Here is a 23,621-nt window from a genome sequence, read left to right on the forward strand (position 1 = left end):
GCACCAGAACCGCACCATGGTCATAATAAAATCCAACGCCTAAGTTGTCTTCGTTTCCAATGACTACCCAGTGGTGAAGTCCGTCGGATGGACCAATAATACGAGGATTCGTGCCTTCTTCCGCTTTTACTTTAAGCCAAAATGAAATGGTGTATTGGTCTAAAGAAATTGGAGAGTCGGTAATGACATAGTTGTCGATATCACCGAAATCCAAAGCTCCGCCGACTTTGCCAGTAACCCAGCGGTCCTCCGACATTCCCCAGTTTGCAAGAGTTCCACTATTGCCACTTACAACATCAGCGGCGATTACCCCACTAATTTCGTCAAGCGGCCAATGGTATAGGAGGCCAGATGTAATGTCAGCTCTAGCTTGATAGGCGAGACAGCAAATTGCTGAGAGAACGTACGCTGCTTGCCAAATAGACTTTCGCGACATTAGCTATTCCTCCAATCAATGGGGACTCGTTCTATGCCGTCGGGCGGGACACAGTATCGCAAATTGTACTTAGAGGACCTAGGAATGCAAATTCTGCATGCTCTCAGCACCCTTCCTCTATCAGCGGGACGAAAAACTTCGCGAAGATACAGAACTTCCAAAACGGCGTGAGCTCGTTCTGTGACGTTTAGCGTGGCCACTCGAGTTCATCGGTTTTATCGACCGCCGCTACATCGGCAAGCTCCCGCCGAGGTTTGGCACGCCGCCGCGAGATATGGCATGTTCTGCAACTAGCATCGTAGAGTAACGCCGAAGCAGGAGTCCGGAAGTTGCCAAGTGCGTAAGGTAAGCGTGTCCTGTGCCGGTTTGCTCCAAAAGACTTCTGGGAACTCAGCAAAGCAAAAACACGTCCAAATATGCGGAGCTGCCAATAAGCATGGGCAACAAAGTTCCAAATCCTGTTACCAGTCGCCTATCTAGGCAATAAAGAAAAGTAGGAGTCGGATAGCTAGGATTTGAACCTAGACTGTCACCGGCGATGGCGGAGAACTCGTGAACGCGGTGTCCGCATCCTTGAGACAGGCTTTAATCTGCCGCACGGCTTGACGCAGTCGCTCTTCGTTCTCGACGAGCGACATCCGCAAATAGCCTTCACCCGCGGGACCAAAACCGCTGCCGGGGCTGACTGCGACGTTCCCCTTTTCCAACAGCATCATGGCGAAATCCATGGTGTTCATCCGCGACCGCCAGGGCTCGGGAATCTTTTGCCAGACGAACATGCCCGCCTTGGGTGGCTTTACTTCCCACCCCAACCGAGCCAGCGATTCACACAGCGCATTGCGACGGCTTTGGTAAATCAGCGATTGCTCTTCGACGGCCGCATCGGTGTGACGGAGCGCCAAAATCGCGGCGATCTGCACCGCTTGGAACATGCCGTAATCGTAGTAGCCTTTGATCGTGGCCAGCGCGGCGATCATCTCGGCATTGCCCGCGCAGAAGCCGACCCGCCAGCCGGCCATGTTATAGCCCTTGCTCATCGTGGTGAACTCAACGCCGACTTCCGCGGCGCCGGGCGAAGCCAAAAAGCTAGGGGGCTTATAACCGTCGAACGCAACGTCGGCATACGCGAAATCGCTGATCACCGCGAAGTTGTACTTTTTGGCAAGCTTCACCACTTCGTCGAAGAACGATTGCTCAATGACCACACTCGAAGGATTGTGCGGATAGTTGAGGATCAGCAACTTCGGTCGGGGGTAAAGCGTCTCGCAGGTGTAAGCAATGTCGGCAAGAAACTTTTCACTGTCGGCCACTTCGAGCGCGATCACGTTCCCCGAAGCCAACGCCACGGAATAAACGTGAATGGGGAAAAACGGTGCCGGCACGATGGCCGTGTCGCCGGGCCCCATCATCGCCAGACACATGTGGCTGAAGCCTTCTTTCGATCCCAAGCAAACGATGATTTCCTTGTCGGGATCGAGCCGCACGCCATACTTCTTGTTGTACTTGGCGGCCACCTCGCGGCGGAGATTGACGATGCCGTTCGATTTGCTGTAACCGTGGTTATCCGGATCGCGGGCGGCCTCGGCGAGCTTTTCGATCACCAAATCCTGCGGTGGATCCGAAGGATTGCCCATGCCCAAATCAATCACGTCGTCGCCGTTGCGACGCTTGTTGTAGAGCATGGTGTTGATCCGCCCAAACAAATAGGGCGGCAACCGCTTCACGCGGTCGGCAACTTGCACGCGGAAAGGCTCGGAACCGGCATCTGTCGACATAGTTTGATCCTGGCAAAAACAGCGAAGTTTCCTACCAGACCAAATATATCGCATTCCGGTTCGCCACGGAACTCTTTTGGCATCCGACTATCGAGTCATACTGCCAGCCGTGGGACGCACTGCCGGGTCCTGCAACATTGCGTCCTGCTTGTTCTTGGCGGTGCGCTCGGAAGGAGCCTGCGACGTGCCAGCCAAGTAATTGTCGATCCGCGAATTTTCGCGCATCTCTTCATACTTTTCGCTCATGGCCAAGCGCAGTTTCTTCTCATAGATATCGCGGCTCAGAATATCGCGAACTTCGTCTTCCTTGATATTCATAGGCTGGGTGCGACCTTCACAACGCAAAATCAGGAACTTGTCGCCGACTTGGACAATCCCTGAAAGTTGTCCTTCTTGCAGCTTGAAAGCGGTCTCTTCCAATTGAGTCTGGCCGCCAAAGCGTTGGATGGGTGGCACTTCGCCGCGCAAGGCCTTGCTGGTCGGTTCGATGGAATATTCCTCGGCAAGATCGCCAAAGTATTCAATCGAAGGATTACGGCGAGCCTTATCCCAAACTTCCTGAGCCCGGCGCATCGTGGGCAACACAATCGCCCGGCAACGAACACGTTCGCCGTAGTTAGCTTCAAAGCCTTTGCGAACGTCTTTCTCGGTGACTTGGACCGTCGAAGCGGTCAACTTTTTCAGTGCCGCCGAAGGCCACACGGCATCTTGCAAGTACTGATCTTTCTCGAGGCCCTGCTCTTCGGCAACAGTCTTAAACCACTTCGCCAGATCTGCTTTGCCGTTGGCATCCACGACACCTGAAAGCTCGGCCGCATGGCAAACTTCCTCGTTCAGATCAGCGTCGGTCACTGTCACGTTGTTTTTCTTGAGTTCTTGCTCAAGCAGCAGGCGTGAAATTTCCGCTTCCAACACGTCTTCACCGTGGCGCAAAAGGCATTCGTCGCCCAACTCCTTCATCGTAACGCGATCGCCATTCACCGTGGCGACAACTCCCGGCATCGTCTGGCGAAGCTCGGGATTGTTGTAGACGTTCACCAACGTCGACGACGCTTGCAATTGAGCAAACAGCGAGTGAGAAGCTTCACGTAATTTCTCGTCTGCAATCTTTTCAACCAATGCGTTTTCAACGGTTGCTCGATCGACGGTTCGCGGTGGGTTGTGTGATTCACACTTGAGGATCACAAACTGCCCGGCCACGGGGATGACGTTGGAAATCTGTCCCGGTTGCAAAGCAAACGCGGCCTGCTCGATGCCGGGGTCGCCCAAATACCGACGAATCGGTTGGATCAAACCGCCGACGCTCGCCGAGTTGATATCAATCGAATGTTCAATCGCTAAGCGCGGGAACAGCTCGGGATTGGTTGCCAGTTGCTGTTGCAGCTTGTTGGCCAGCTCAGCATCACTGACCGCGATCAAACGGGCGTTCACGCTCGCGCCGTAATCTCGCTCCATGGCTTGGTCGATTTCTTCTTGCGTTGGCTTCACTTCCTGAGCGGCGAGCTTCCGCAGGGCCAAGGTTGGCCACACGATGTCGCGAGCGTACTCCTGTGGACTAATACCACGTTCCTTCTCGAGCATCTCGAACCATTGCTCGCGAGAAAGTTGAAAACGCTTGGCCATGCGGTCAATTTCGGCGGAGATGTCTTCGTTGGTGATCGCGATGCCGCGCTTTTCGCAGTGATTGAGAATCAACCGCTTGTTCACCAAGCTTTCGAGCACGTCCTCGCCATGACGCTGCACGCAGGCATTCGTCAGATCGACGCGGCTAATGTCCTTGCCGTTGACGATAGCCATCACGTCGTGCTGTGGCGACTCGGGGCGTGGAACGTTGCCGTCGGCTTGCGCCGACTGCGCGGTCTTTGTCGCCGCACTTGGCTCCGCGGCTTTGGCAGATTGCGTTCCGTCGGTCGTGCGAAACTTCAAACAAGCGACCAAGATCACTGCCGCGGCAATGATCCAAGCGATTTGATTACGCCACAGCCAAACTTTCAAACGGGTCGTAAAGGGACGAACATCGGCATCCGTGCGGATCGTCTCCGAAGTAGACATCGCGGTTTCTCCATAAACCGAAGGCAATAAAATTGGGTCAACGCGCGTCGGGTGTGCGCGTAGATAACGGGTGTTGCCGAGGAGTATGGCCTAACACACCATATACGACAAGAGAAATCGCGTGCTAGCTGCTAGCACGCGATGAGTTGATAACTCAATGTTAGTCGATTCCGCAAACTGAAGTCGGCATTTCGGATTTGCCTACCCACCCATGACTTCCGTCTCTTTGGCTTTCGCCAGCGCGTTGGCCTGATCTTCGTAGTTCTTCGTGAGATCCTGAACTTCCTTCTTCAAAGATTCACAATCATCCTCGGTCATCGTCTTATCTTTTTGACCTTGATCGGCGTGCTTGTTGCCGTCGCGGCGGACGTTGCGAATCGCAATCTTGGCTTCCTCCGCCAGTTCCTTCGTGCGATTCACCATCGTCTTGCGAACTTCGCCCGACAGGGCGGGGATGTTCAAGCGGATCACCTTGCCATCGTTCTGCGGCGTCAGGCCCAAGTCGCTGGCAATGATCCCCTTTTCGATATCTTTGATCGTCGAAGGATCGAACGGGCGAATGACGATTTGCTGCGGCTCGGGGGCGCTCACCGAGGCAATTTGTTTGATCGGCGTCTGCGAACCGTAGACGTCCACGCGCAAAGTATCGACCAAACCTGGATTCGCGCGGCCGGTGCGAATGCCGTTCAAATCTTCCTTGAGCTTGGTAATGGCCTTTTCCATCCGCTCTTCGGTATCGAGAAGTATTTCGTCGTTCGTCATTTCTATTCGCCTAAAAGTTACCACGGAGACACGGAGATCACAGAGAAATATTCGAGCTAGTGAACTAGTCGCAGAATTCCGTTTTTGAGTACAGCTACATTAAAATTCAACAAAAGGCCAACTTTCAATCCGCTCAACTTTAAATATGTAAGCAATTGAGCCTTATGAATGGGAAGAATACTTTCAATGCTCTTTAGCTCAATCAGAACTCGATTCTCTACAACAATGTCAAGTCGATAGCCACAATCAAGCTTAATTCCTTTATACAAGACTGGTAAAGCGACTTGGCGAGCTAAAAGCATTCCGCGATTATTAAGCTCAACACATAAACATTCCTCATATGCAGATTCGAGCAGTCCTGGACCCAGTTCACGATGTACTTCAATTGCCGCGCCGATAATGGTCTCTGTTAAATTTTCATCTTGCAGCATTGACTCATTCTCCGAGTCCTCCGTGTCTCCGTGGTGAATCTAAGTATTTAAAACTTCTTTGCGGCTGGAAACGGATGTTCCAATCTTTTCGCCGCGGACTGCGCGTTCGATGTTGCCGTCGTGGCGGTAGTTGAACACCAGAATCGGCAGATCGTGCTCCATGCACTGGGCGATCGCCGTGGGGTCCATCACGCGCAAGTTTTGATCGCGAACTTGCTGGAACGTCAAATGCCGGAACAACACCGCGTGAGGATTCTTTTCGGGGTCTTCGCTGTAAACACCTTCCACGCGCGTGGCCTTCATCAAGATGTCGGCTTCGACTTCAAGAGCCTTCTGTGCCGCCGCGGTGTCGGTCGTTACGAAGGGAGCGCCCGTGCCACCCGCCACAATCACGATGCGGCCCTTTTCCAAATGCCGTTTCGCGCGACGACGGATATAAGGTTCCGCCACGCCATCCATTTTGACGGCGCTCATCAAGCGAGTTTGACAGCCGAGTGACTCAAGAGCATCTTGCAAAGCAAGACCGTTGATCACAGTTGCCAACATGCCCATGTAGTGGGCGGTCGCTTCTTGAATGCTGGAGTTACCCGCGGTGAATTGGGCACCTCGCAAGATATTACCACCGCCAATGACGATCGCAATTTGCACTCCCTGCTGCATCGCGCGGTAGGTTTGCGCGGCAATGTGCACCACCTCTTCCATGCTGATGCCACGCTCGCCCTGGGGAGCAAAGCTCTCGCCCGAAAGCTTCAGGACGATGCGACGATAGGGGCCACCCGAGGAATTTGTTGATTCCGACATCAGTTCACCAATCGGCTGAAAAATAAGTGTTCGTTTGGGAGATTTTCTAGCAAACAGGCCCCTGTGACTAGGAGTGTTTCGCCACAAAAAATTGAGCCTGAAAATCAAACCATAAAAAAAGCCCAGGGCGGCAAAGCCCTGGGCTTGTAAAAATCCAACTACGCCGGACTGTCGGCGGGCGCGTTCGTCTCGCCCAATTGCCACCGGATGAAGCGCTTGAGCTTCATGCCGCCCGACTTGGCGACGTTGCCCACGGTTTGGCTTTCGTCCTTCACGTAAGGCTGCTCTTCGAGGACGTGCTCCGCATAGAAGTTTCGCATCCGGCCTTCGATCATCTTTTCGATGATGTTCTCGGGCTTGCCTTCTTGGCGTGCACGGTCCTTTTGCAATTCCTTTTCCTTGTCGACGACGGCCGGATCGAGATCCTCCTTGGTCGTTGCCTTGGGGCTCATGGCCGCAATGTGCAGGCTCACGTCCTTGGCCAACTCGTCGCTGCCACCTTCGACTTCCAACAGCACGCCGATCTTGGCCATGTGCACAAAACCTCCGCTGGGGGCATCGAATCGCTCGAGCCGAGCAATGCGAAACACTTCGCGAATCTTGTTCTGAAGCTCATCGCGTTGATCTTCGAGCGTCATGCCTTTGCGGCTCGGCGAGGGTTGCTTCCACAACTCTTCGTCGGTCTTCGCGCCAGGGCCAGTCGCCAATTGCTTGGCCAAATCTTCGGCCAGCTGAATGAACTCTTCGTTCGAGGCCACGGGGGCCGACTCGCATTGGAGTTCAACCATCGCACCTACGCCGTCTTTGATGCTCGCAAACACGCCGATGCGACCTTCTTCGGTCGTACGGTCTTGGCGTTTGCCCATGAACTGTTTGCCTTGCTCGCGCAACTTACGCTTCGCGGCTTCCATGTCGCCATTGGATTCGGCCAGCGCGGCCTTGCATTCCATCATCGGTAGCTGCGTTTCATCGCGCAGCTTCTTCACCATGGCTGCGGTGATTTCTGGCATGGAAATACTCCTCGTAAATAATTTTGCTAGTGAATTGTGTTGCCGGTTAAGGCCGAAGATTGAGCGCCTGGCAAATCATGCCCTCACAAGAAATCGCCCATCATCGACCGTCGCAATTAAGCCGTGGCCGTAGCCTTGGCTTTGGCATCCGCGCCTTCCGCCTGCTGTTGCTGCTGGACGGCGGTCTTAGCCTTGCCTTCAGCGATCGCGTCAGCCAGTTGGTTAACGATCAAATCGATCGAACGCATGCTGTCGTCATTGCCTGGAATCGGTAGGTCAATCATGTCGGGATCGCAATCGGTGTCGATCAAAGCGACCGTGGTGATGCCCATCTTGCGAGCTTCCTTGACCGCGTTCTTTTCCTTTTTCGGATCGACCACGACCATGCACTCGGGCAAGCGATTCATGGTCCGCATGCCGTTGAGGTTTTGGTACATCTTTTCGTATTCGCGATTGAGTGCCGATTGCATCTTCTTGGAATACGCGTTGATTTCTTCGGACTCGCGAATGCGCTCGAGTTCTTCCAACCGGGTAAGCCGGCTGCGAATCGTACGGAAGTTGGTGAGCGTGCCGCCCAGCCAACGGTCGTTGATGTAAGGCATGCCACAACGATCGGCCGCTTTTTGAATCGTGTCGCCGGCTTGGCGCTTCGTGCCCACGAACAAAATCAAGCTGCCGTGGGTCGCGACGTCGGACAGATATTTCTTGGCTCGTAACAAACCGCGAATGGTTTCGCGAACGTCGATGATGTGGATCAGATTGCGGCGGGCGTAGATGTACGGCCGCATCTTGGGATTCCAGCGGCTCGAACGGTGTCCGAAATGCACGCCGGACTCAACCAATTCCTTCACGAGAGTCGTAGACAAATTCATTCTCCAAGGCACATCGGCTATGTCCCCAAAGCGAGTCCGGCTTTTATAGCCAGGACCCCCACAGGGCGTCCGACGTTAAGGTCATTACTCGGCCAATTGTTGGTACTTCGCTTGGCTTGGGCCGTTCAAGCCATTTGAGCCTCGTAGTTTATCGCTTTTGGCAGCCACCGTCAACGGCCGACCACCGAGCGTAATCCTCGCAGCAATAAGCAGTTAGCAGCATTTGCCAGCACGTTTATACCCAATTGGTTGGCCTTACCCTGGTTGCGCCGTCCTGCTAATTTTCCGCCGCCTTTCTTTCAATCCGACTACCAAGCTCCGTTTCATCGTGAGTTCAATCATGGATCTCGAGCCAACCACCAAGCATATCCTCCAAGGCCGTGAGCTGATCGATTATCTGGTCGAGAAAGCCGCAACGACCACCAACGCCGAGTTGGTTGAGCGCGAAGATCGCCGCAACCGGCGTTCAACGATCGTCTTCTCGGTGATCACCTTTATCGGTATCAGCGGCTTGATGGGAGCGGCCCAACTGTTTATCGATAACGCCGTGCAAGATCGCACCAAGGAATTCCGCGCCGAGATGACGCGCAACTCCGAACAACTGGAGCGCCGCATCGCCGCCATGCAACTGGAAGGCCAAGCACTGCAAAAGCTACTCGCTCAGCAAATGGACACGCTCTCCTTGAACATCGACCAAAAGGTCAAGTATCAGGTGAGCGAAGAAGCGACCCGCGGACTGGTGCTGCTCAAACATCGAGAGCAGTATCACGCGATGAAGCAATTCGTTAGCGAGATCAAAGAACAAATCGCCATCAACGAATATCCCGAGAACCTTCTCACCGCCGCCGTGGATACGGCCAATTCGCTGGCCGATGCCCCCGAAATTCTTGCCGAACCCCAGTTTAAGGCGATGATCGAAACATTGATCGATCTCTTGGCGCGTGCCGATCGTGTGAAAGATATCACCCGCGTGGAAAAAGCGACTCGCGAAACATGCACTCGTTCCAAGAACATCGCGTTTTCACTCACCGACCACTTCGGCCAGTTGATCATCTCCTCGCCGTACACCGTCGAGCAAATGCCCGAAGAATTTGAAACGCTCACGCGCTATGCGCGTGCATCTCGTGAACTCAGGTTCCCCGAAAAGTCGCTGATGTGGGAACTCTTTGTCGAATACAAACGGGCCAAGTACGCCCGCTCGGCGACGACCGACGAGATCGTCGGCATGATTCACAATCTCGCCGAAGCTGACCTACGCAATTTTTGCTACTACGTATTCCTCAACTCCCATCCGCTGCATTGGTCGTACACACCGGATCACGAAAGCCTGATGCTCGCCAAGTTGGTCGAGGGCTTGCTCGATGATTATCCGGAACTGCGCAAGACTGTTGAAACACAATTGGCATCTCCGGAATTACGCCCCACAGTCGATCAAGTGCTCGCCACGCGCGAAGAACGCCAGCAAAAGATCGACGATCTCAAGGTCGCGAAAGAACCGACGCCGCAACCGGCAGCAGAACCACAAACAGCGGCGGAGCCAACGGAAGAAAACGTGCGGCGTTAAGCTCACGCACCGATCTGCTTAAGCCCGGCCAGTAGCGCATCGTGCAACTTACCGTTCGTTGCCAACACGCCGCGATTGGTGGCCAATGTTCGTCCGTGCGAAAAATCCAAGGGCTTACCGTCGAGATCGCTCACTCGGCCACCGGCTTCTTCCACACAGATCGAGCCAGCGGCTTGATCCCAAATTCGTTCGCGATAATCGGGTGCTGAAGGCGAAATCAGCCGGAGATTGACTTCGCCCCCGCCTGCGGCGAGCACCGCGTACTTGGCTTGGCTATCCATCGGTACGGGGTCGGCCGTGATGCCTAGCACGCGCACTAATTCGCCAATACCGCCCGTGTCGGTGTGTGCCTTTTCCACGCTGCGCAACATCCGGGTGGCAGTCACGTCGCTTTCCTGCGATACGGTGAGCTTTATCCAAGCCGCTTGATCATCGGCGAGCGAGCTGGCAAAACTTCCACTCTCCCGGCGTGCCACGACGACGGTCCCGGGCCCGCCTTTGTCCGGCTTCACACCGGAACCAAGTTCCGGGCAACCCAACGCGCCCACTCGAACTTGACCGTCGCGAATAAACGCCAGCGCCACCGCATACTGATCGCCGCGCAAAAAGCCTTTCGTTCCATCCACGGGATCAAGGGTCCAAAACTCGCTACTTGGCTCTGCTTCGCTACGACCAATCCAATTACATACATCATGCGATGTCGCCGCGGGCTCAAAGATTCGCACGAAATGCGTGATCTGCTCGAGCGTGTCGGCTCCGGCTTCAGTACAAAGCCAGTCGGCATTTTCTTCGCCGACAAATCCCATGTCCGGAAAGGTTTCCAGCAATCGCTTAGAAACCAACGCTTGAGCAGCAAAATCGGCCACGGTCACCGGCGATTTGTCTTCCTTGCTGATGGCCGAAGTGACCATCTCCTTTTGCACCCGGCGAACCAACAGTGCGGCCTCGCGAACCGCGGCGATGGCAAAACGAACTTTGGAGCACTCGATGGGAGAATTCATGGCAAGCTTTCCGACAAAAACAAAAACCCAGGGAGGACATCCCTGGGTTTTCAAAACAAAGCTACCCCGTCAGGGCTCGAACCTGAAATGAGGGAATCAAAATCCCTAGTGTTACCATTACACTACGGGGCAACGGGCCAACGCACTTTGTCGTTGGCATGCTTGGTAATCTACGAGAAACCGTGCGTTTCGGAAAGTGCTAAGCATTTTTCAATTTCTGTGGGGCCGCCATCTTGGCTGTCAGGCCTTCACTTTTACGGGCCAGAAGCCTGCACTACTACTGCGGATGCAGAATCCGATTGGCCACCGCAAATGTCACCTGCTCCAATTCGCGAGCCAAGTCGACACCCACGATACTGACACCCGCAGGGACCCGGAGGGTCACAGGCGCGAAATTCACAATTCCGCCCACCCCAGCCGCCACCAACTGGTCGGCAACCTCCTGAGCATGCGTGGCCGGAACCGCTACCATCCCAAGCTCAATTTGCTTGTCCGCAATGATCTCGCTCAACTGGATGAGCGGCCAAACTTCCACACCGTCGATCACCGTGCCAGCTTTGCTGGAATCCGTATCGAAAGCGGCGACGATGCGGAATCCTTGCTGGACAAACCCGCGATAGCCGAGCAACGCGCGGCCCAAGTTACCGACACCAATTAGCGCCACGCGCCATTCGCGATCCGTTCCGAGAATAATCTTGATCGCCCCGATCAATTCCTGGCAGCGATAACCGATGCCCGGATGGCCGAAGTGCCCGAAATGTGCCAAATCTTTGCGAACCTGGGCATCGGTAAAGCCCAACTGGCGGCCGAGTTGGCTGCTGCTGATCGTTTCCTTGCCATCGGCGATCAGGTGCTGCAATTCCCTCAAATAAAGGCTCAGCCGACTAACTACCGCTTCGGGAATCGCGCTCGGATCGGGTCGGGATAAGTTGTTCTCGTTCGGCAAGGTGCGAGCTCGGGTTGGGACAGCCTGAGAGTGAAATCTTACGAAGGCGAGCCGCGAGAAGCCCCCCGCAGTTATCACTTTAACCATAACCGCGCAAGCGGGGCAAGCGAAATCCGCTGGATCATCAATCCTGCCAACAACTTACGCCTTCCAAGTCGCAGCCACTCTGGCTCGTTGGCTTCAGAATCCCGGTGAATTGTCATCTCGAGTCGTGACACCGCCAGGCGAAGGCCATGTTCCGCAAAAACTGCCAATCCGTTGCAGTTTTACGCAACTGTAGCGATCCGGCAATTTGGTTGGTTTCGGTCGTAGCGAATAGGCATGGCTGGCTGAGTTCAGCATGTAGGAAAAACACAACAACTAGCTAAGGCGGGTGGTCTGTTCATTCCGAAAACAGCAATGGGTGGGAATTGTCCCATTTTGACCAAACCTTCTATTTCCACATTTAGTTCCGGAGGAGAAAACACTATGAGAGCCAAGTCTGTAGTGCGGGCTCTCGCTGCCATCGCCTTGGCAATGCTGCCTTCAGTGGCATGGGCGGGGTATTGCGGGGTCGCACGTTACAACGGCTGCACTCCTTGTTGCTATCAACAACGCTGCCATACCGTCATGAAGACGGTGCGGTGTGTTGAATGGCACAAAGAACAAGTTCAGTGCTGCAAAACAGTTTACGACCGTGTGTGCGAAGATCGGGTGATTAACTGCACCCGCTACGTACGCGAACAACGACAGAAACAAGTCTGCTACACCGTTTGCTGCCCGGTCTGGGAAACCAAGACCCGCTGCTACACCGTCTGCAAGCCTGTTTGGGAAACCAAGACGCGCAACGTCTGCTACACCACGTATCACCCGGTGTGGGAAACCAAAACTCGCTGCTATACCGTGTGCAAGCCTGTCTGGGAAACCAAGACCCGCAACGTCTGCTACACGACGTACCACCCCGTGTGGGAAACCAAAACTCGCTGCTACACCGTGTGCAAGCCTGTCTGGGAAACCAAGACCCGCTGCTACACCGTCTGCAAGCCTGTTTGGGAAACTCGCACTCGTGAAGTTCCTTACACAACCTGCAAGGCTGTGTGGGAAACCCGTCAACGCAACTACACGGTCTGCAAGCCTGTGTGGGAAACGCGTGAACGTCAAGAAACCTATTACGTCCGCAAGGCCGTTCCCTATACCAAAACGATTACCGTCCGCAGTGGCCATTGGGAAACTGAGATGTATCAGATTCCTGGCAAGACCTATACCAAGACCGTTCGCGAGCCCGGCTGCTTCACATGGGATCCCTGCCGTTGCCGTTGCGTGTATTGCCCAGGTCCTTGCAAGACGCTCTGCTGCCAAGCCCCTCCGCGCAATTGCTGCAAGAAGGTTTGGGTGCCTGAGTGCTGCACGAAGGAAATCTGCTGCACCAAGTTCGTGTGCGAACCTCGCGTCCGGACCTGCTGCTACAAGGTTTGCCAAATGGTCCCCGAGACTCGCACTTGCTGCTACAAGGTCTGCCGTATGGTGCCCGTGCAATGCACTCGCACATGCTGCTACCAAGTGTGCCACATGGTCCCCGAGACCAAGACCTGCAACTACCAAGTTTGCCGCATGGTTCCCGAAACCAAAACCTGCTGCTACAAGGTTTGCCGGATGGTCCCCAAGCAATGCGTGAAGACTTGCTGCTATCAGGTCTGCCACATGGTTCCCGAAACCAAGACCTGCTGCTACAAAGTCTGCCGCATGGTGCCTGAGACTCGGACCAAAACTGTGTGCTACAGCGTATGCGTGCCTGTCTGCGAGCAGAAGACCATCCAAGTGATGCGTTGCGTGCCTCGCCAGGTGCCTTACACGGTGACTCGGTGCGTGCCTCGCGTGGTTTGCAAGCAAGTGCCGGTCTGTGTGCACTGCCCAGAACCTTCGTGCGGCTGTGCGGAACCTTCCTGTGGAGTACCCTGCTGCGACTAGTTCGCCGCGGAAATCGGGTTTGGTCAACCTAATGGGTGACCCGGCAGTCCTTTGCCGGGTCACCTTTTTTTATGCCTCCAGCCGCTTGCGGCTTAGCGATTTGGCAGCTTCAATTTGAACATGAAATCCAGCGCGCTATCATTGCCGCATGCAAGCCAAACCCCACCATCCCTGGAACGTCACGCCCGCCGAGGCCCGTGTAATTCAAGAGCAACTTCGCACCAAAGTCCGCGCCAAGAACGCCCCCAGCTTGCGCCGCATCAAACACGTCGCGGGGATCGACATTAGCATTCGCAACAACCGTGCGATCGCCGCTATCGTCGCCCTCGATTTCGCATCGCTTGAGCCTGTCGACTTTGTCGTTCACGAAGCTGACATACCGTTCCCGTATGTCCCTGGGCTGCTTTCCTTTCGCGAGTGCCCGTCGATTCTCGCTGTAGCAGAGAAGCTTCACATCGAACCCGATCTCATCATGGTGGATGGCCAAGGGATCGCTCATCCCCGCCGGTTGGGAATCGCCGCCCATTTGGGACTACTCTTCGACAAACCCACAATTGGTTGCGCGAAATCTCGCCTTACCGGAAAGCATGAAGACCCAGAGCTCACGGCGGGCTCGCATGCCGAACTGATGGACCGTGACGAACTGATTGGCACAGTGCTACGCACGAAGAACAAATGCCGACCGCTGTACATTTCGATTGGTCACAAGATCGAACTCCCCACGGCAGTGGAGTTGGTGCTTTCGTGTTGTCGTGGCTATCGACTTCCGGAACCCACGCGCTTCGCGCATCAAGTGGCGGGGGGCAAGAAATTATCTCTCCCCGCGCGAAACTGAATGAACACGAGCGCGACGAAATCGTAAACCGCGTGGGCCACGATCGGCGCGACCAAATCATCGTACGCCAGCGCCAACCAGCCAAAGTAAATGCCGATCACCGTGGCCGCGATGAAATACGTCGGCGTCAGCGCATGAGCCAGCCCAAACAGTAGGGCCACCACAAGCACCCCAATCCACGGACCCGTCCAATGAGTGGCCAGCGGTTGCAGGGCCCCGCGGAACAGAATCTCTTCACCGAATCCCGCGGCAATGCTCACCAACGCAAACTCAAACCAACGGCAACCAACAAAGAGCTCCTCGACGACCTTTTCCACTTCATTGCGCAATTTCACGAGTGGTTGCCACGTGCTTTCGTAAAAAGCGATCAAAAGCACGATCATCGGCATGGCGGCTAGGATTCCCCTCAGAACCGCATCCATGGAAACCGTCAATTGATTGGCCAAATTGATGCCCGCGGCCCAGGCGATCAGCACCCCCACGAAGCCCAAACCCGTCTCAAACAGCATCGCCATGGCCACCGTTTGAGCTTTGCGGTTTTCCATAGGTTCCATGCCAAGGGCCCCCGCAAGCGGCAAAGTCTTGACGCTTTCGCAAGGCCCAATTAGATTGAGCGGTTCGATTTTTCTCGCCGGATCAAACCTATCTGATCGGGCCGGGGGGCAGCTGCCGAATGCACGTGCGCTGGGGCTATTCAAGCCACTGGCAACGGGCATCTCTTGTGCGATTCCCCACGACTCTAGCGAGAGCCAACTACCAATTCAATCGACGAACGACAAATCTCTAGCGATTTAAAAATTAAACGAATCAGTCGCACTCGTTATCGCGACGCTCCCGGTTAAGAGGATCCATTCTCAATGTCAAAAAACTCGACCAAGATGATCTACTACTTCGGCAAGACCAAGACCGAAGGCAAAGGCAATCAAAAGACCCTCCTCGGCGGTAAGGGTGCTAACCTCGCCGACATGACCAGCATCGGCCTCCCGGTGCCCCCAGGGTTCACCATCACCACCGAAGTTTGTGACCTGTACTACAAAAGCGGTCGCAAGTTGCCTGATGGCTTGATGGACGAAGTCAAGAAGAACGTCGCCATGTTGGAAAAAGAACTCGGCAAGAAGTTCGGCGACACCAAGGCGCCACTTTTGCTCTCCGTTCGCTCAGGCGCTGCCTCGTCGATGCCTGGCATGATGAACACGATTCTCAATCTTGGTCTCAATGACGAATCGGTCGCCGGCCTCGCCAACGCCACCGGCCATAAGCGATTCGCATACGACTCCTATCGCCGTTTGATCAACATGTACGGCGATGTCGTTTGCGGCGTCGATCATGAACACTTTGAAGTCGCTTTCGACAAAATTAAGAAGCGCTACAAGGCGACCGTCGACAACGATGTGCCGTTGGAAGGCATGGTCGAGTTGTGCGATGAGTACAAAAACGTCTTCAAGAAACATTTTGGCAAACCCTTCCCGCAAGAACCACTCAAGCAGTTGGAACTTGCCGTGGAGGCCGTGTTTAAGAGCTGGATGCAGCCACGAGCCGTTAAGTATCGCCAAGTGGAAAACATCACCGGCCTGCTGGGCACCGCGGTGAACTGCCAGTCGATGGTCTTCGGCAACATGGGCGACGAATCGGGCACCGGCGTGGCCTTTACCCGCAATCCTTCCACGGGCGAAAACAAGTTCTACGGCGAGTTCCTGATCAACGCTCAGGGCGAAGACGTCGTGGCTGGCATTCGCACGCCTGAGCCCGTCGAAAAGATGGCCAAGTGGAACAAAAAAGTCTTCGATCAACTGATGACGATCAAGGACAAGCTCGAAAAGCACTACCGCGATGTGCAGGACATCGAGTTCACCATCGAAAACAACACTTTGTACATGTTGCAAACTCGCAACGGCAAACGGACCGGTGCCGCCGCGGTGAAAATTGCTTGCGACATGGTTAAGGAAAAGCTAATCACCGAGCAAGAAGCCATTTTGCGCATCCCCGCCGGTGACCTCACGCAGTTGCTACTCCCCAGCTTCAGCCCTGCCGCCAAGCAAGCCGCCAAGAAAGAAGGTCGTTTGCTCACCGTCGGTCTCCCCGCCTCGCCGGGTGCCGCCGTCGGTAAGCCTGCCTTCACCGCCGCTGAAGCCGTGGATCGCACGCTCGAAGGCGAACAAGTCTTGCTCGTCCGCAAGGAAACCAATCCCGAAGACATCGATGGCATGCACTCCGCCGCGGGTATTCTGACCAGCACGGGCGGTATGACCAGCCATGCGGCGGTCGTCGCACGGGGATGGGGTCGTTGCTGTGTCGCGGGTGCCGGTGAAATTCAAATCGACGAGAAGGCTCGTAAGATCAAGATCGGCAACAAGGTCTACACTCACAAGGACGTCATCTCGATCGATGGATCAACCGGCGAAGTCATGGTTGGCGAAGTGGCTACGCAAACTCCCAAGATGTCTGGCGACTTCGCCACCGTCATGGGCTGGGCCGATAAGTACCGCACCATGAAGGTTCGTACCAATGCGGATACGCCGGAAGACGCCAAGCGTGCTCGTGATTTTGGCGCCCAAGGCATTGGCCTCTGCCGCACCGAGCACATGTTCTTCGAAGGGGACCGCATCATGGCGATGCGGGAAATGATTCTCGCGGGCAACGAAGAGGATCGCAAGAAAGCTCTTAAGAAGTTACTGCCCGTCCAACGCAAGGACTTCATCGGCATCTTCACCGCCATGAAGGGCCTGCCCGTGACGATTCGTTTGCTCGACCCACCGCTGCACGAATTCTTGCCGCACGACGACAAGAGCCAAGCCGAAATGGCTTCGCGTTTGGGCGTGAAGCGTGCCGACGTGAAGAACCGCGTGCAGGCCTTGCACGAACAGAACCCGATGCTGGGTCACCGTGGTTGCCGTTTGGCCGTGACCTATCCCGAGATTCTCGATATGCAAGTCACCGCCATCGCGGAAGCCGTGATCGCCTGCAAGCAGAAGAATATCGATGCTCAGGCAGAGATCATGATTCCACTCGTGGGTACCGCCGCGGAGCTGAAGTTGCTTGGCGATCGCACACGGCAAGTTATCGAAGAAGTCAAAGCCGAAAAGAAGTACACTGGCAAGCTGGATATTTTGATCGGCACGATGATCGAAATTCCACGTGCCGCGTTAACCGCTGATCAAATCGGTGAGCTCGCCGACTTCTTCAGCTTCGGCACGAACGACCTCACGCAGATGACGTTTGGCTACAGCCGCGACGACATCAACACGTTCCTCCCCGATTACCTCGAGCAGGAAATCTTGCCGCGTGACCCGTTCCAGTCGCTCGACACCACGGGTGTCGGTCAGCTGGTCGAAATGGGTGTCACCAAGGGCCGTTCCGCCAAGAAGGGCCTCAAGTGTGGCATCTGCGGCGAGCATGGTGGCGATCCCGATTCGATCTTGTTCTGCCACAAGGTAGGGCTCGATTACGTGTCGTGCAGCCCGTTCCGCGTGCCGATCGCCCGCTTGGCCGCCGCACAGGCCGCCCTCGGCAAAGGCAAGTAATCGCCAAGATTGCATGTAAAAACGACAACGCCCAGGGGTTGCAACCCCTGGGCGTTTTTTCATGCGCCGCCTCGGCACAATTTATCGAACGTCATCCATCCAACGCGGGGTTCGCGGCGAACACGTCTTGAACCAGCTTTTTCTCCGCCGCCTCGTGTTCGGCGAATCGGCGTTGGAACAAACCATACCGCTCCGCCAGGACGCCCACGTCGCGCTTCTCGACAAAAGCCAATTTGGCCAAGCCGATCATGAGGTCGACTTCAGCCAACAGGGCTTTGCGCTCGGCCTCAAGACGTTTCACTTCCGCCACAAATTGAGGCGACCGACGGGCCGCTTCCGCAAAATTCTCTTCGGGAACTTCCAGCTCAAAATACATTTCCAAGTGGGAAGCCAACGAGTTAAACAAAGAAACTAAGCTCCGGTTAGCCGGTTCGCGAGAATTTAGGCGAGACTCCAGGGCATCGATTAAGGAATTGAGCAATGTGTTCCCCTGTCTCGGCTTGAAATTCATCACGTTCCATGTTTGACCGGCATACATAGTGACCTCGTCTCTGCGGATGCATTGCCGAAGTGGAATGGCACATTCATGATTTCGCAAATGGGATGCCAACAGTGCCATCGACATGAAAACCCCGGGAAATGCCGAAGTTCAAGTTCTAGCTGTGCCAGGACGCACAGCCGAAGATTCGAGGGCGCGCCACATCGGGCCTGCCTCTAGGAATCGATGTCGTGCTTTTCAAGCAGCCGATAGAGTGTGCGGCGGCTGATGCCCAAGGCCCGCGCTGTTCGCGCCTTGTTCCCCTGATAACGCTTGAAGGTATCGGCGATGTGATGGCGATTGAGCGTTTCCAGATCCGACTCCGGCCCTGGTCGTTGGCTTGCTGCCTCTAAACCGGTCCGCATAATTTCCGGCGGTAAATTGACAGCTAGTAACCGATTCTCATCGGCGAGAATCTTGGCCCGTTCGACGGCATTGCGAAGTTGGCGAATGTTGCCCGGCCAACCATAGTTCTCGATGACGTGCTGAAATTCCTTATCTAATTCCCAATCACGTCCGGCAAAATGCCTGACCAACGGGAGGATATCTATTTGTCGATCCCGCAGCGGCGGCAACACGATCGTCAACACGTTAATGCGGTAATACAAATCCTCGCGGAACCGGCCCTTTTGAATTTCTTCGCCCAGATCGCGATTGGTCGCTGCCAGCAATCGCACGCTTACCCGGCGTTCTTTCACCGAGCCAACCCGCCGCAATGAGCCATCCTCAAGCACACGCAAAAGTTTCGCCTGCAAGCCACCGGCCAACTCACCGATTTCATCGATAAACAACGTCCCCCCGTCGGCTACTTCAAACAAACCGGGCTTGCTGGCAACGGCCCCGGTAAAGGCCCCTTTCTCATGGCCGAAAAGTTCGCTTTCCAGCAAATTTTCGGGAAGCGCCGCACAGTTGATCACCACCAGCGGCTTATCGGCAAATCGACTCGCCCGATGGATTGCTTTGGCGACGAGTTCCTTACCCGTCCCGCTTTCCCCCTGAATCAGCACCGGCTTGTCAGTCGAAGCCATGCGATCGATCAAGCGCAGCACTTCCTGCATCGGCTCGCTATTGCCAACCATCGGTATGGTCTTTTGTTCCCGTTCCAACACGGTTCGCAGTTGCAAATTCTCTTTGCTTAATCGCTGTTGCTGAGCCGCGAACTCGGTTTGATAGGCATCTTCGATGATCGCCAAATCCAGATCGAGCAGCTTATTCAGCGATCCCAACGTCAACGAAAGCTCTGCAGGCGTTCCCTGCCAGTTTTCCGATGTGATCCGGCCAAGTGCCTGACGCATTCGCGAGAGAGCCGCATTTGTATAGACCTGATCGAGCCCGATGGCCACGTGCCGTTGACCCACTTTGGTTCGCAGCACCACGTAATCGTTGTCGTAAGGCCCTGTTAGTAGTTGCCGCAGCCACAAACGCAGTGTCGATTTGAGCTGCAAGATTTGCGCTTCGCCCCCGCGGATGACTTCCGCCGCGCGAGGATGCAAGCCAATCTGATGGTAGAAATCTTCGACGATTTCGTCGGAACGCGCCAGCAGGACGTCACGAATGGCCGTGATCCGCTGATAATCAACGGCATCCCAACCCACGTAGCGTTGCAGTTCGCAATATTTATCAAATGAAGTGCTCAGCATAAAAACTCCCATGTTTCCCTGTTTGTAACATGTCTTGCTCGGCACTCCAACTGTGTCAACGAAGCTTGGAACGTGCGAAATAGCACGCCCTACAATCCGATCTCGCAGTATTTCCAGGGAAAAATGCCCCGCGAGCCTGTGGCCTGCGACTTGCTCTTTTATTGATCAAAGCTCGGTAAACCGAGCACGCGGAGGGAGGGCCTGGTTATGTCGATCTCTTGCGACGACGCCTGGTGCAAACAGAGACCTTGCACAAAGGGAATTGGTGACACGCGCAAGATACAGATCGAAACCGAGGCCTGCGACCGGCTCAAGAGGCACAACTCGTTCAGGGGTCATTGGGATTCGCTGACGGTGGAAGTTGTTAATGACACCCTGATACTCTCCGGTCGCCTCCCTTCGTTTTACCTTAAACAAGTTTTGCAAACGATCATGAAAAATGTTCCCGGCGTAACTCACATCGTCAACCAAGTCGACGTTGTTTCGCCGCGAGGGCTCAGTAGCGTGACCACTTATCGTTAGGAGACAGACCCATGATTGCCTCCGCAGATCGCCTGAAAAGCCTGCAAGTTTCCGACGCCATGGCGCACAGTCTTATCACCATCAGCGCCAACAGCACTCTCAGTGAAGCCGCCGACGTGCTTTGCGAGCATCGCATCACGGGTGCCCCCGTTGTTGACGAGCGCGGCAAGTGCATCGGAGTGATCAGTGGCTCGGATTTCATTCACTCCAAAGCCGAAGAACTCGAAGGCACACAAACCCGGCACGTTCTCGTGAGTGGGTCGTCCTACGACGCCTTCTGCATCGAAGAAATGCGCCACGATCTCGTGCGGAGTCACATGACGCCCGGAGTGCAAACTATTGGCGAATCCACGTCGCTGCTCCTAGCCGCGCGGACCATGTGCGACAAACATATTCACCGGCTCATCGTCGTCGACGAACTCGACCGGCCGGTTGGCATTCTTACAAGTCTCGATCTAGTCGCCACGCTGATTGCGGTGGTGGAAGAATGAAAGGAGCACACCATGGTCGCTCTCCATCCTAAACACGTCCTCGTGCCCACGGACTTTTCCGAGGAATCGGCCCAAGTTGTCGAAAACTGGCGGAATCTCGTTGACAATCCAGGGCAACTCACCGTTCTTCACGTCGCCCCGCAAGCAACACCGGCGGAAAGCGATTTGGTCGTCGGCTGGAATCTCGAAAGCGATGAAAAACGCCGTGAGCGGCTCGTGGAAATGCTGCACAAGAAATTTCCTGACAAGAGCTTCTCCGACGTCCATTTTGAAGTGCTCTTCGGCTCGCCCGCTACGGAGATTGCCAAATATGCCGAAGAACACGATACCGATTTGATCGTGCTGCCATCACACGGCAGGACCGGATTAGCGCGATTGATGATCGGTTCGGTCGCCGAACGCGTGGTACGTTTGGCTCACTGCCCCGTATTGGTCATTCGCGAGTGAATGCGACTCAAAGTTATGCCGTCCCGCGGCCGGGAGAGACGCAAGGAGTAGCGCTAACCGGCCGCGCTCTCGGCAAGGGCCAACACTTGCGCAAAGGGCACGCTTTCCAATCTGCCAAACGCCGCATGTTTGCGTAACTTGTCTTTGGTCGTTGCGGGCGAAGTGATGCCGCATAAAAATCGCGCAATCTGCCGCGGGCTCCGCAGAGAATGATGCCTTTCGGCGATCAGTTGTTTGACAATCGCGCGGTCTGCTCCATCAATTGCCGCCCCGGCCGTTGGGGGCATAATCTGTTTCTTAGCCCCTGCGCAGCGGCTGCAATGCCCGCAGTTCTCGCGCTGCTCGCCGAAGTATTCCAACAGATAACGCGTGTAACACCCACCGCATTCCGCGAGCGCCACCACTTTCCGCAAGCGCGTGATATCTTGCTCCTCGCGACGGGCAAAGCGTTCGTTCAAATGCTGCAAAACTGGCTGCAAATCATGGGGACGCCGTACCATTTTGTAGCCGTAACGTAATCCTGCGGTTTGAAGTACGATGTCTCCGGTCTGATCCAAATAATCGAGGGCCGACACTATCCGTTCGCGGCTTTCGGCGAGTTTCTTGGCAGCCTCCACAACGTCGATGCTGAGCCAAATCTTTCCCGTCCGGGCACATTGAAAGATGTTCTTCAAAAATTCCGCGCGTTTGGGATCGAACTTCTGGAGAATCTCCGCCGAGGGTTTCCGCGGCTGGAATTTGAATTCCGTGTAAACCGGCCCCGTCGGCTGCAAAATCTTTTCGAGCTCGAGATAAGTGAGTAGCGTTTTGACGACCAGCTCGCGGACGTCATGCCGTGCCGACAGATCGAAGGTGGAAACTTCCAGCGTATCGCCCCCTTCCAACAACTCGCGTGTTAAAGATTCGATAGCTTGAGGGGTGGGTGTGTCGCCGTAGCTGAAATTTTCGAGCGTCACCAAATCATCGCGGTAGGCCAATAGCTCGCAGACGGCCGGTTGACCATCACGCCCCGCGCGGCCGATCTCCTGCATGTAACTTTCCAAGCTCTTGGGAAGATTGTAATGATACACCGCGCGGATATTGGACTTGTCGATCCCCATGCCAAAGGCAATCGTGGCCACAACGATCATGTCGTCCGCCGCCATAAAGTCATCCTGCACTTCATTGCGTTCTTCGGTTTTCATACCGGCATGATAGGCCCGCGCCGCATGGCCTTGACTCGCGAGCAAGCCCGCGATCTGCTCGGCGGTGCGTTGCAATGTGACGTACACGATGGCTGGTCCCGGCGCCCGCTCCGCCAATTTCTTGAGCAACACATTCTTACGTTCGCGTTCCACGCACGCCGTCACGCGGAGTTCCAGATTCGAGCGATAAAATCCCGTTTGCACGACATTATGCACGGGAACCGCAAACACCTTGGCAATATCGTTCACCACGTCGGGGGTCGCCGTAGCGGTCAGTGCCAAGACCCGTTTCACCTTGAGCCGTTCGGCCAGCGCGGCGATTCGCAAGTAATCGGGCCGGAAATTATGCCCCCATTCGCTGATGCAATGCGCTTCATCAACGGCCAGCAAGGCAATCTTTTGATGCTCGAGTAACTGCAAAAATCGTTCATTGCCCAACCTTTCTGGCGAAACGTACAGCAACCTCATACGACCCTGCCGTAAATCTTCATAAACCTGAATCGCTTCCTCGCGTTCCATCGTTGAATCAAGCCGCGCAGCAGGAACATTGCGCTCCCGCAAAAAGTCGATCTGATCTTTCATCAGCGCGATCAATGGCGAGATTACCACCGTCAAACCGTCAAAGAGCAATGCCGGCAATTGATAACAGAGGCTCTTGCCGCTCCCCGTGGGAAAGATCGCGACCGAGGATTCCCCTTCGAGCAAATGCGTGATCACTTGATGCTGGCCGGCTCGGAATCGTTCAAAGCCAAAGACCTCGCGAAGTTTTTCGTAAGCCTCTTCCATAGATGTGCGCGGACGACGGGGTGGCGAAGCAAGCATGGTAACAATTCTCCGCTGAGCTAG

Annotated in this window: 21 protein-coding genes and 1 tRNA gene; 7 read left to right on the top strand and 15 right to left on the bottom strand. The window is 55.1% G+C overall.

Annotated features, from left to right (window positions below; all coding sequences use genetic code 11):
* The 8 genes from AC6T8Q_RS07405 to rpsB form a co-directional block, all read right to left on the bottom strand.
* On the bottom strand, positions 1–436 hold a 436-nt coding region (locus tag AC6T8Q_RS07405), incomplete at its 3' end, for a hypothetical protein (protein ID WP_500678467.1).
* Between the two features lie 521 nt (positions 437–957).
* On the bottom strand, positions 958–2,211 hold the full coding sequence (locus tag AC6T8Q_RS07410) for an aminotransferase class I/II-fold pyridoxal phosphate-dependent enzyme (RefSeq protein WP_500678468.1): 1,254 nt from the start codon (positions 2,209–2,211) through the stop codon (positions 958–960).
* A gap of 87 nt (positions 2,212–2,298) precedes the next feature.
* Positions 2,299–4,263 carry a peptidylprolyl isomerase gene (locus tag AC6T8Q_RS07415; RefSeq protein ID WP_500678469.1) on the bottom strand — a complete coding sequence of 655 codons (1,965 nt, stop codon included), beginning with the start codon at positions 4,261–4,263 and terminating at the stop codon, positions 2,299–2,301.
* 201 nt (positions 4,264–4,464) lie between these two features.
* Complete coding sequence (frr, locus tag AC6T8Q_RS07420; protein ID WP_500678470.1) at positions 4,465–5,025, bottom strand: ribosome recycling factor; 561 nt, start codon at positions 5,023–5,025, stop codon at positions 4,465–4,467.
* Between the two features lie 56 nt (positions 5,026–5,081).
* Complete coding sequence (locus tag AC6T8Q_RS07425; RefSeq protein ID WP_500678471.1) at positions 5,082–5,456, bottom strand: GxxExxY protein; 375 nt, start codon at positions 5,454–5,456, stop codon at positions 5,082–5,084.
* A 39-nt stretch (positions 5,457–5,495) separates the two neighbouring features.
* On the bottom strand, positions 5,496–6,257 hold the full coding sequence (gene pyrH, locus AC6T8Q_RS07430; protein WP_500678472.1) for a UMP kinase: 762 nt from the start codon (positions 6,255–6,257) through the stop codon (positions 5,496–5,498).
* 158 nt (positions 6,258–6,415) lie between these two features.
* A complete protein-coding gene (gene tsf, locus AC6T8Q_RS07435; RefSeq protein WP_496919785.1) occupies positions 6,416–7,267 on the bottom strand; it encodes a translation elongation factor Ts in 852 nt (283 codons plus the stop codon).
* 116 nt (positions 7,268–7,383) lie between these two features.
* The gene (rpsB, locus tag AC6T8Q_RS07440) at positions 7,384–8,139 is read right to left on the bottom strand and encodes a 30S ribosomal protein S2 (RefSeq protein WP_500678473.1); all 756 of its coding nucleotides are present in this window, start codon (positions 8,137–8,139) and stop codon (positions 7,384–7,386) included.
* A 340-nt stretch (positions 8,140–8,479) separates the two neighbouring features.
* Between rpsB and AC6T8Q_RS07445 the strand changes: the two genes are divergently transcribed.
* Positions 8,480–9,703, top strand: a complete 1,224-nt coding sequence (locus AC6T8Q_RS07445) for a hypothetical protein (RefSeq protein WP_500678474.1) — start codon at positions 8,480–8,482, stop codon at positions 9,701–9,703.
* Between the two features lie 2 nt (positions 9,704–9,705).
* Here AC6T8Q_RS07445 and AC6T8Q_RS07450 read toward each other — a convergent pair whose 3' ends face one another.
* The 3 genes from AC6T8Q_RS07450 to AC6T8Q_RS07460 all read right to left on the bottom strand — a co-directional run bounded on the left by AC6T8Q_RS07450 (position 9,706) and on the right by AC6T8Q_RS07460 (position 11,650).
* Positions 9,706–10,704 (bottom strand): 3'(2'),5'-bisphosphate nucleotidase, encoded by a 999-nt coding sequence (locus AC6T8Q_RS07450; RefSeq protein ID WP_500678475.1) that lies wholly within the window; start codon positions 10,702–10,704, stop codon positions 9,706–9,708.
* 61 nt (positions 10,705–10,765) lie between these two features.
* A tRNA-Gln gene (locus AC6T8Q_RS07455) sits at positions 10,766–10,836 on the bottom strand.
* 145 nt (positions 10,837–10,981) lie between these two features.
* Positions 10,982–11,650: a redox-sensing transcriptional repressor Rex gene (locus tag AC6T8Q_RS07460; RefSeq protein WP_500678476.1), complete on the bottom strand. Its 669-nt coding sequence runs from the start codon at positions 11,648–11,650 to the stop codon at positions 10,982–10,984.
* 468 nt (positions 11,651–12,118) lie between these two features.
* Between AC6T8Q_RS07460 and AC6T8Q_RS07465 the strand changes: the two genes are divergently transcribed.
* Together AC6T8Q_RS07465 and nfi are read left to right on the top strand one after the other, a co-directional pair.
* On the top strand, positions 12,119–13,597 hold the full coding sequence (locus AC6T8Q_RS07465; RefSeq protein WP_500678477.1) for a hypothetical protein: 1,479 nt from the start codon (positions 12,119–12,121) through the stop codon (positions 13,595–13,597).
* 148 nt (positions 13,598–13,745) lie between these two features.
* Entirely contained in the window at positions 13,746–14,432 is a 687-nt protein-coding gene (gene nfi / locus AC6T8Q_RS07470) for a deoxyribonuclease V (RefSeq protein WP_500678478.1), read from the top strand.
* On the opposite strand, the gene AC6T8Q_RS07475 is transcribed toward nfi, so the two are convergent.
* Entirely contained in the window at positions 14,387–14,986 is a 600-nt protein-coding gene (locus AC6T8Q_RS07475; RefSeq protein WP_500678479.1) for a CPBP family intramembrane glutamic endopeptidase, read from the bottom strand. The two genes, nfi and AC6T8Q_RS07475, sit on opposite strands and share 46 nt — an antisense overlap.
* 303 nt (positions 14,987–15,289) lie before the next feature.
* Here AC6T8Q_RS07475 and ppdK point away from each other — a divergent pair, with 303 nt between their 5' ends.
* On the top strand, positions 15,290–17,953 hold the full coding sequence (gene ppdK, locus AC6T8Q_RS07480; RefSeq protein ID WP_500678480.1) for a pyruvate, phosphate dikinase: 2,664 nt from the start codon (positions 15,290–15,292) through the stop codon (positions 17,951–17,953).
* Between the two features lie 91 nt (positions 17,954–18,044).
* Here the strand turns inward: ppdK and AC6T8Q_RS07485 are convergent, their stop codons facing one another.
* Together AC6T8Q_RS07485 and AC6T8Q_RS07490 are read right to left on the bottom strand one after the other, a co-directional pair.
* A complete protein-coding gene (locus tag AC6T8Q_RS07485; protein ID WP_500678481.1) occupies positions 18,045–18,359 on the bottom strand; it encodes a hypothetical protein in 315 nt (104 codons plus the stop codon).
* Positions 18,360–18,667: 308 nt separating this feature from the next.
* Positions 18,668–20,131: a sigma 54-interacting transcriptional regulator gene (locus AC6T8Q_RS07490; RefSeq protein WP_500678482.1), complete on the bottom strand. Its 1,464-nt coding sequence runs from the start codon at positions 20,129–20,131 to the stop codon at positions 18,668–18,670.
* Between the two features lie 207 nt (positions 20,132–20,338).
* On the opposite strand from AC6T8Q_RS07490, the gene AC6T8Q_RS07495 reads away from it, so the two are divergent.
* From AC6T8Q_RS07495 to AC6T8Q_RS07505, 3 genes are read left to right on the top strand one after another with little or no spacing between them, the layout of a single operon-like run.
* Positions 20,339–20,653 carry a BON domain-containing protein gene (locus tag AC6T8Q_RS07495; RefSeq protein ID WP_500678483.1) on the top strand — a complete coding sequence of 105 codons (315 nt, stop codon included), beginning with the start codon at positions 20,339–20,341 and terminating at the stop codon, positions 20,651–20,653.
* An 11-nt stretch (positions 20,654–20,664) separates the two neighbouring features.
* Entirely contained in the window at positions 20,665–21,144 is a 480-nt protein-coding gene (locus tag AC6T8Q_RS07500) for a CBS domain-containing protein (RefSeq protein ID WP_500678484.1), read from the top strand.
* A gap of 12 nt (positions 21,145–21,156) precedes the next feature.
* A complete protein-coding gene (locus AC6T8Q_RS07505) occupies positions 21,157–21,591 on the top strand; it encodes a universal stress protein (protein WP_500678485.1) in 435 nt (144 codons plus the stop codon).
* A gap of 53 nt (positions 21,592–21,644) precedes the next feature.
* On the opposite strand, the gene AC6T8Q_RS07510 is transcribed toward AC6T8Q_RS07505, so the two are convergent.
* Complete coding sequence (locus tag AC6T8Q_RS07510) at positions 21,645–23,597, bottom strand: RecQ family ATP-dependent DNA helicase (protein ID WP_500678486.1); 1,953 nt, start codon at positions 23,595–23,597, stop codon at positions 21,645–21,647.
* Positions 23,598–23,621: the final 24 nt, after the last annotated feature.

This window comes from Bythopirellula sp., from assembly GCF_041737835.1.
Lineage (GTDB): Bacteria > Planctomycetota > Planctomycetia > Pirellulales > Lacipirellulaceae > Bythopirellula.

What these genes read in the sequence shown, in the direction of transcription:
- AC6T8Q_RS07410 (WP_500678468.1), bottom strand. Translation starts at nt 2,211, where the DNA reads ATGTCGACAGATGCCGGTTCCGAGCCTTTCCGCGTGCAAGTTGCCGAC.
- AC6T8Q_RS07415 (WP_500678469.1), bottom strand. Translation starts at nt 4,263, where the DNA reads ATGTCTACTTCGGAGACGATCCGCACGGATGCCGATGTTCGTCCCTTT.
- frr (WP_500678470.1), bottom strand. Translation starts at nt 5,025, where the DNA reads ATGACGAACGACGAAATACTTCTCGATACCGAAGAGCGGATGGAAAAG.
- AC6T8Q_RS07425 (WP_500678471.1), bottom strand. Translation starts at nt 5,456, where the DNA reads ATGCTGCAAGATGAAAATTTAACAGAGACCATTATCGGCGCGGCAATT.
- pyrH (WP_500678472.1), bottom strand. Translation starts at nt 6,257, where the DNA reads ATGTCGGAATCAACAAATTCCTCGGGTGGCCCCTATCGTCGCATCGTC.
- tsf (WP_496919785.1), bottom strand. Translation starts at nt 7,267, where the DNA reads ATGCCAGAAATCACCGCAGCCATGGTGAAGAAGCTGCGCGATGAAACG.
- rpsB (WP_500678473.1), bottom strand. Translation starts at nt 8,139, where the DNA reads ATGAATTTGTCTACGACTCTCGTGAAGGAATTGGTTGAGTCCGGCGTG.
- AC6T8Q_RS07445 (WP_500678474.1), top strand. Translation starts at nt 8,480, where the DNA reads ATGGATCTCGAGCCAACCACCAAGCATATCCTCCAAGGCCGTGAGCTG.
- AC6T8Q_RS07450 (WP_500678475.1), bottom strand. Translation starts at nt 10,704, where the DNA reads ATGAATTCTCCCATCGAGTGCTCCAAAGTTCGTTTTGCCATCGCCGCG.
- AC6T8Q_RS07465 (WP_500678477.1), top strand. Translation starts at nt 12,119, where the DNA reads ATGAGAGCCAAGTCTGTAGTGCGGGCTCTCGCTGCCATCGCCTTGGCA.
- nfi (WP_500678478.1), top strand. Translation starts at nt 13,746, where the DNA reads ATGCAAGCCAAACCCCACCATCCCTGGAACGTCACGCCCGCCGAGGCC.
- AC6T8Q_RS07475 (WP_500678479.1), bottom strand. Translation starts at nt 14,986, where the DNA reads ATGGAACCTATGGAAAACCGCAAAGCTCAAACGGTGGCCATGGCGATG.
- ppdK (WP_500678480.1), top strand. Translation starts at nt 15,290, where the DNA reads ATGTCAAAAAACTCGACCAAGATGATCTACTACTTCGGCAAGACCAAG.
- AC6T8Q_RS07490 (WP_500678482.1), bottom strand. Translation starts at nt 20,131, where the DNA reads ATGCTGAGCACTTCATTTGATAAATATTGCGAACTGCAACGCTACGTG.
- AC6T8Q_RS07495 (WP_500678483.1), top strand. Translation starts at nt 20,339, where the DNA reads ATGTCGATCTCTTGCGACGACGCCTGGTGCAAACAGAGACCTTGCACA.
- AC6T8Q_RS07500 (WP_500678484.1), top strand. Translation starts at nt 20,665, where the DNA reads ATGATTGCCTCCGCAGATCGCCTGAAAAGCCTGCAAGTTTCCGACGCC.
- AC6T8Q_RS07505 (WP_500678485.1), top strand. Translation starts at nt 21,157, where the DNA reads ATGGTCGCTCTCCATCCTAAACACGTCCTCGTGCCCACGGACTTTTCC.
- AC6T8Q_RS07510 (WP_500678486.1), bottom strand. Translation starts at nt 23,597, where the DNA reads ATGCTTGCTTCGCCACCCCGTCGTCCGCGCACATCTATGGAAGAGGCT.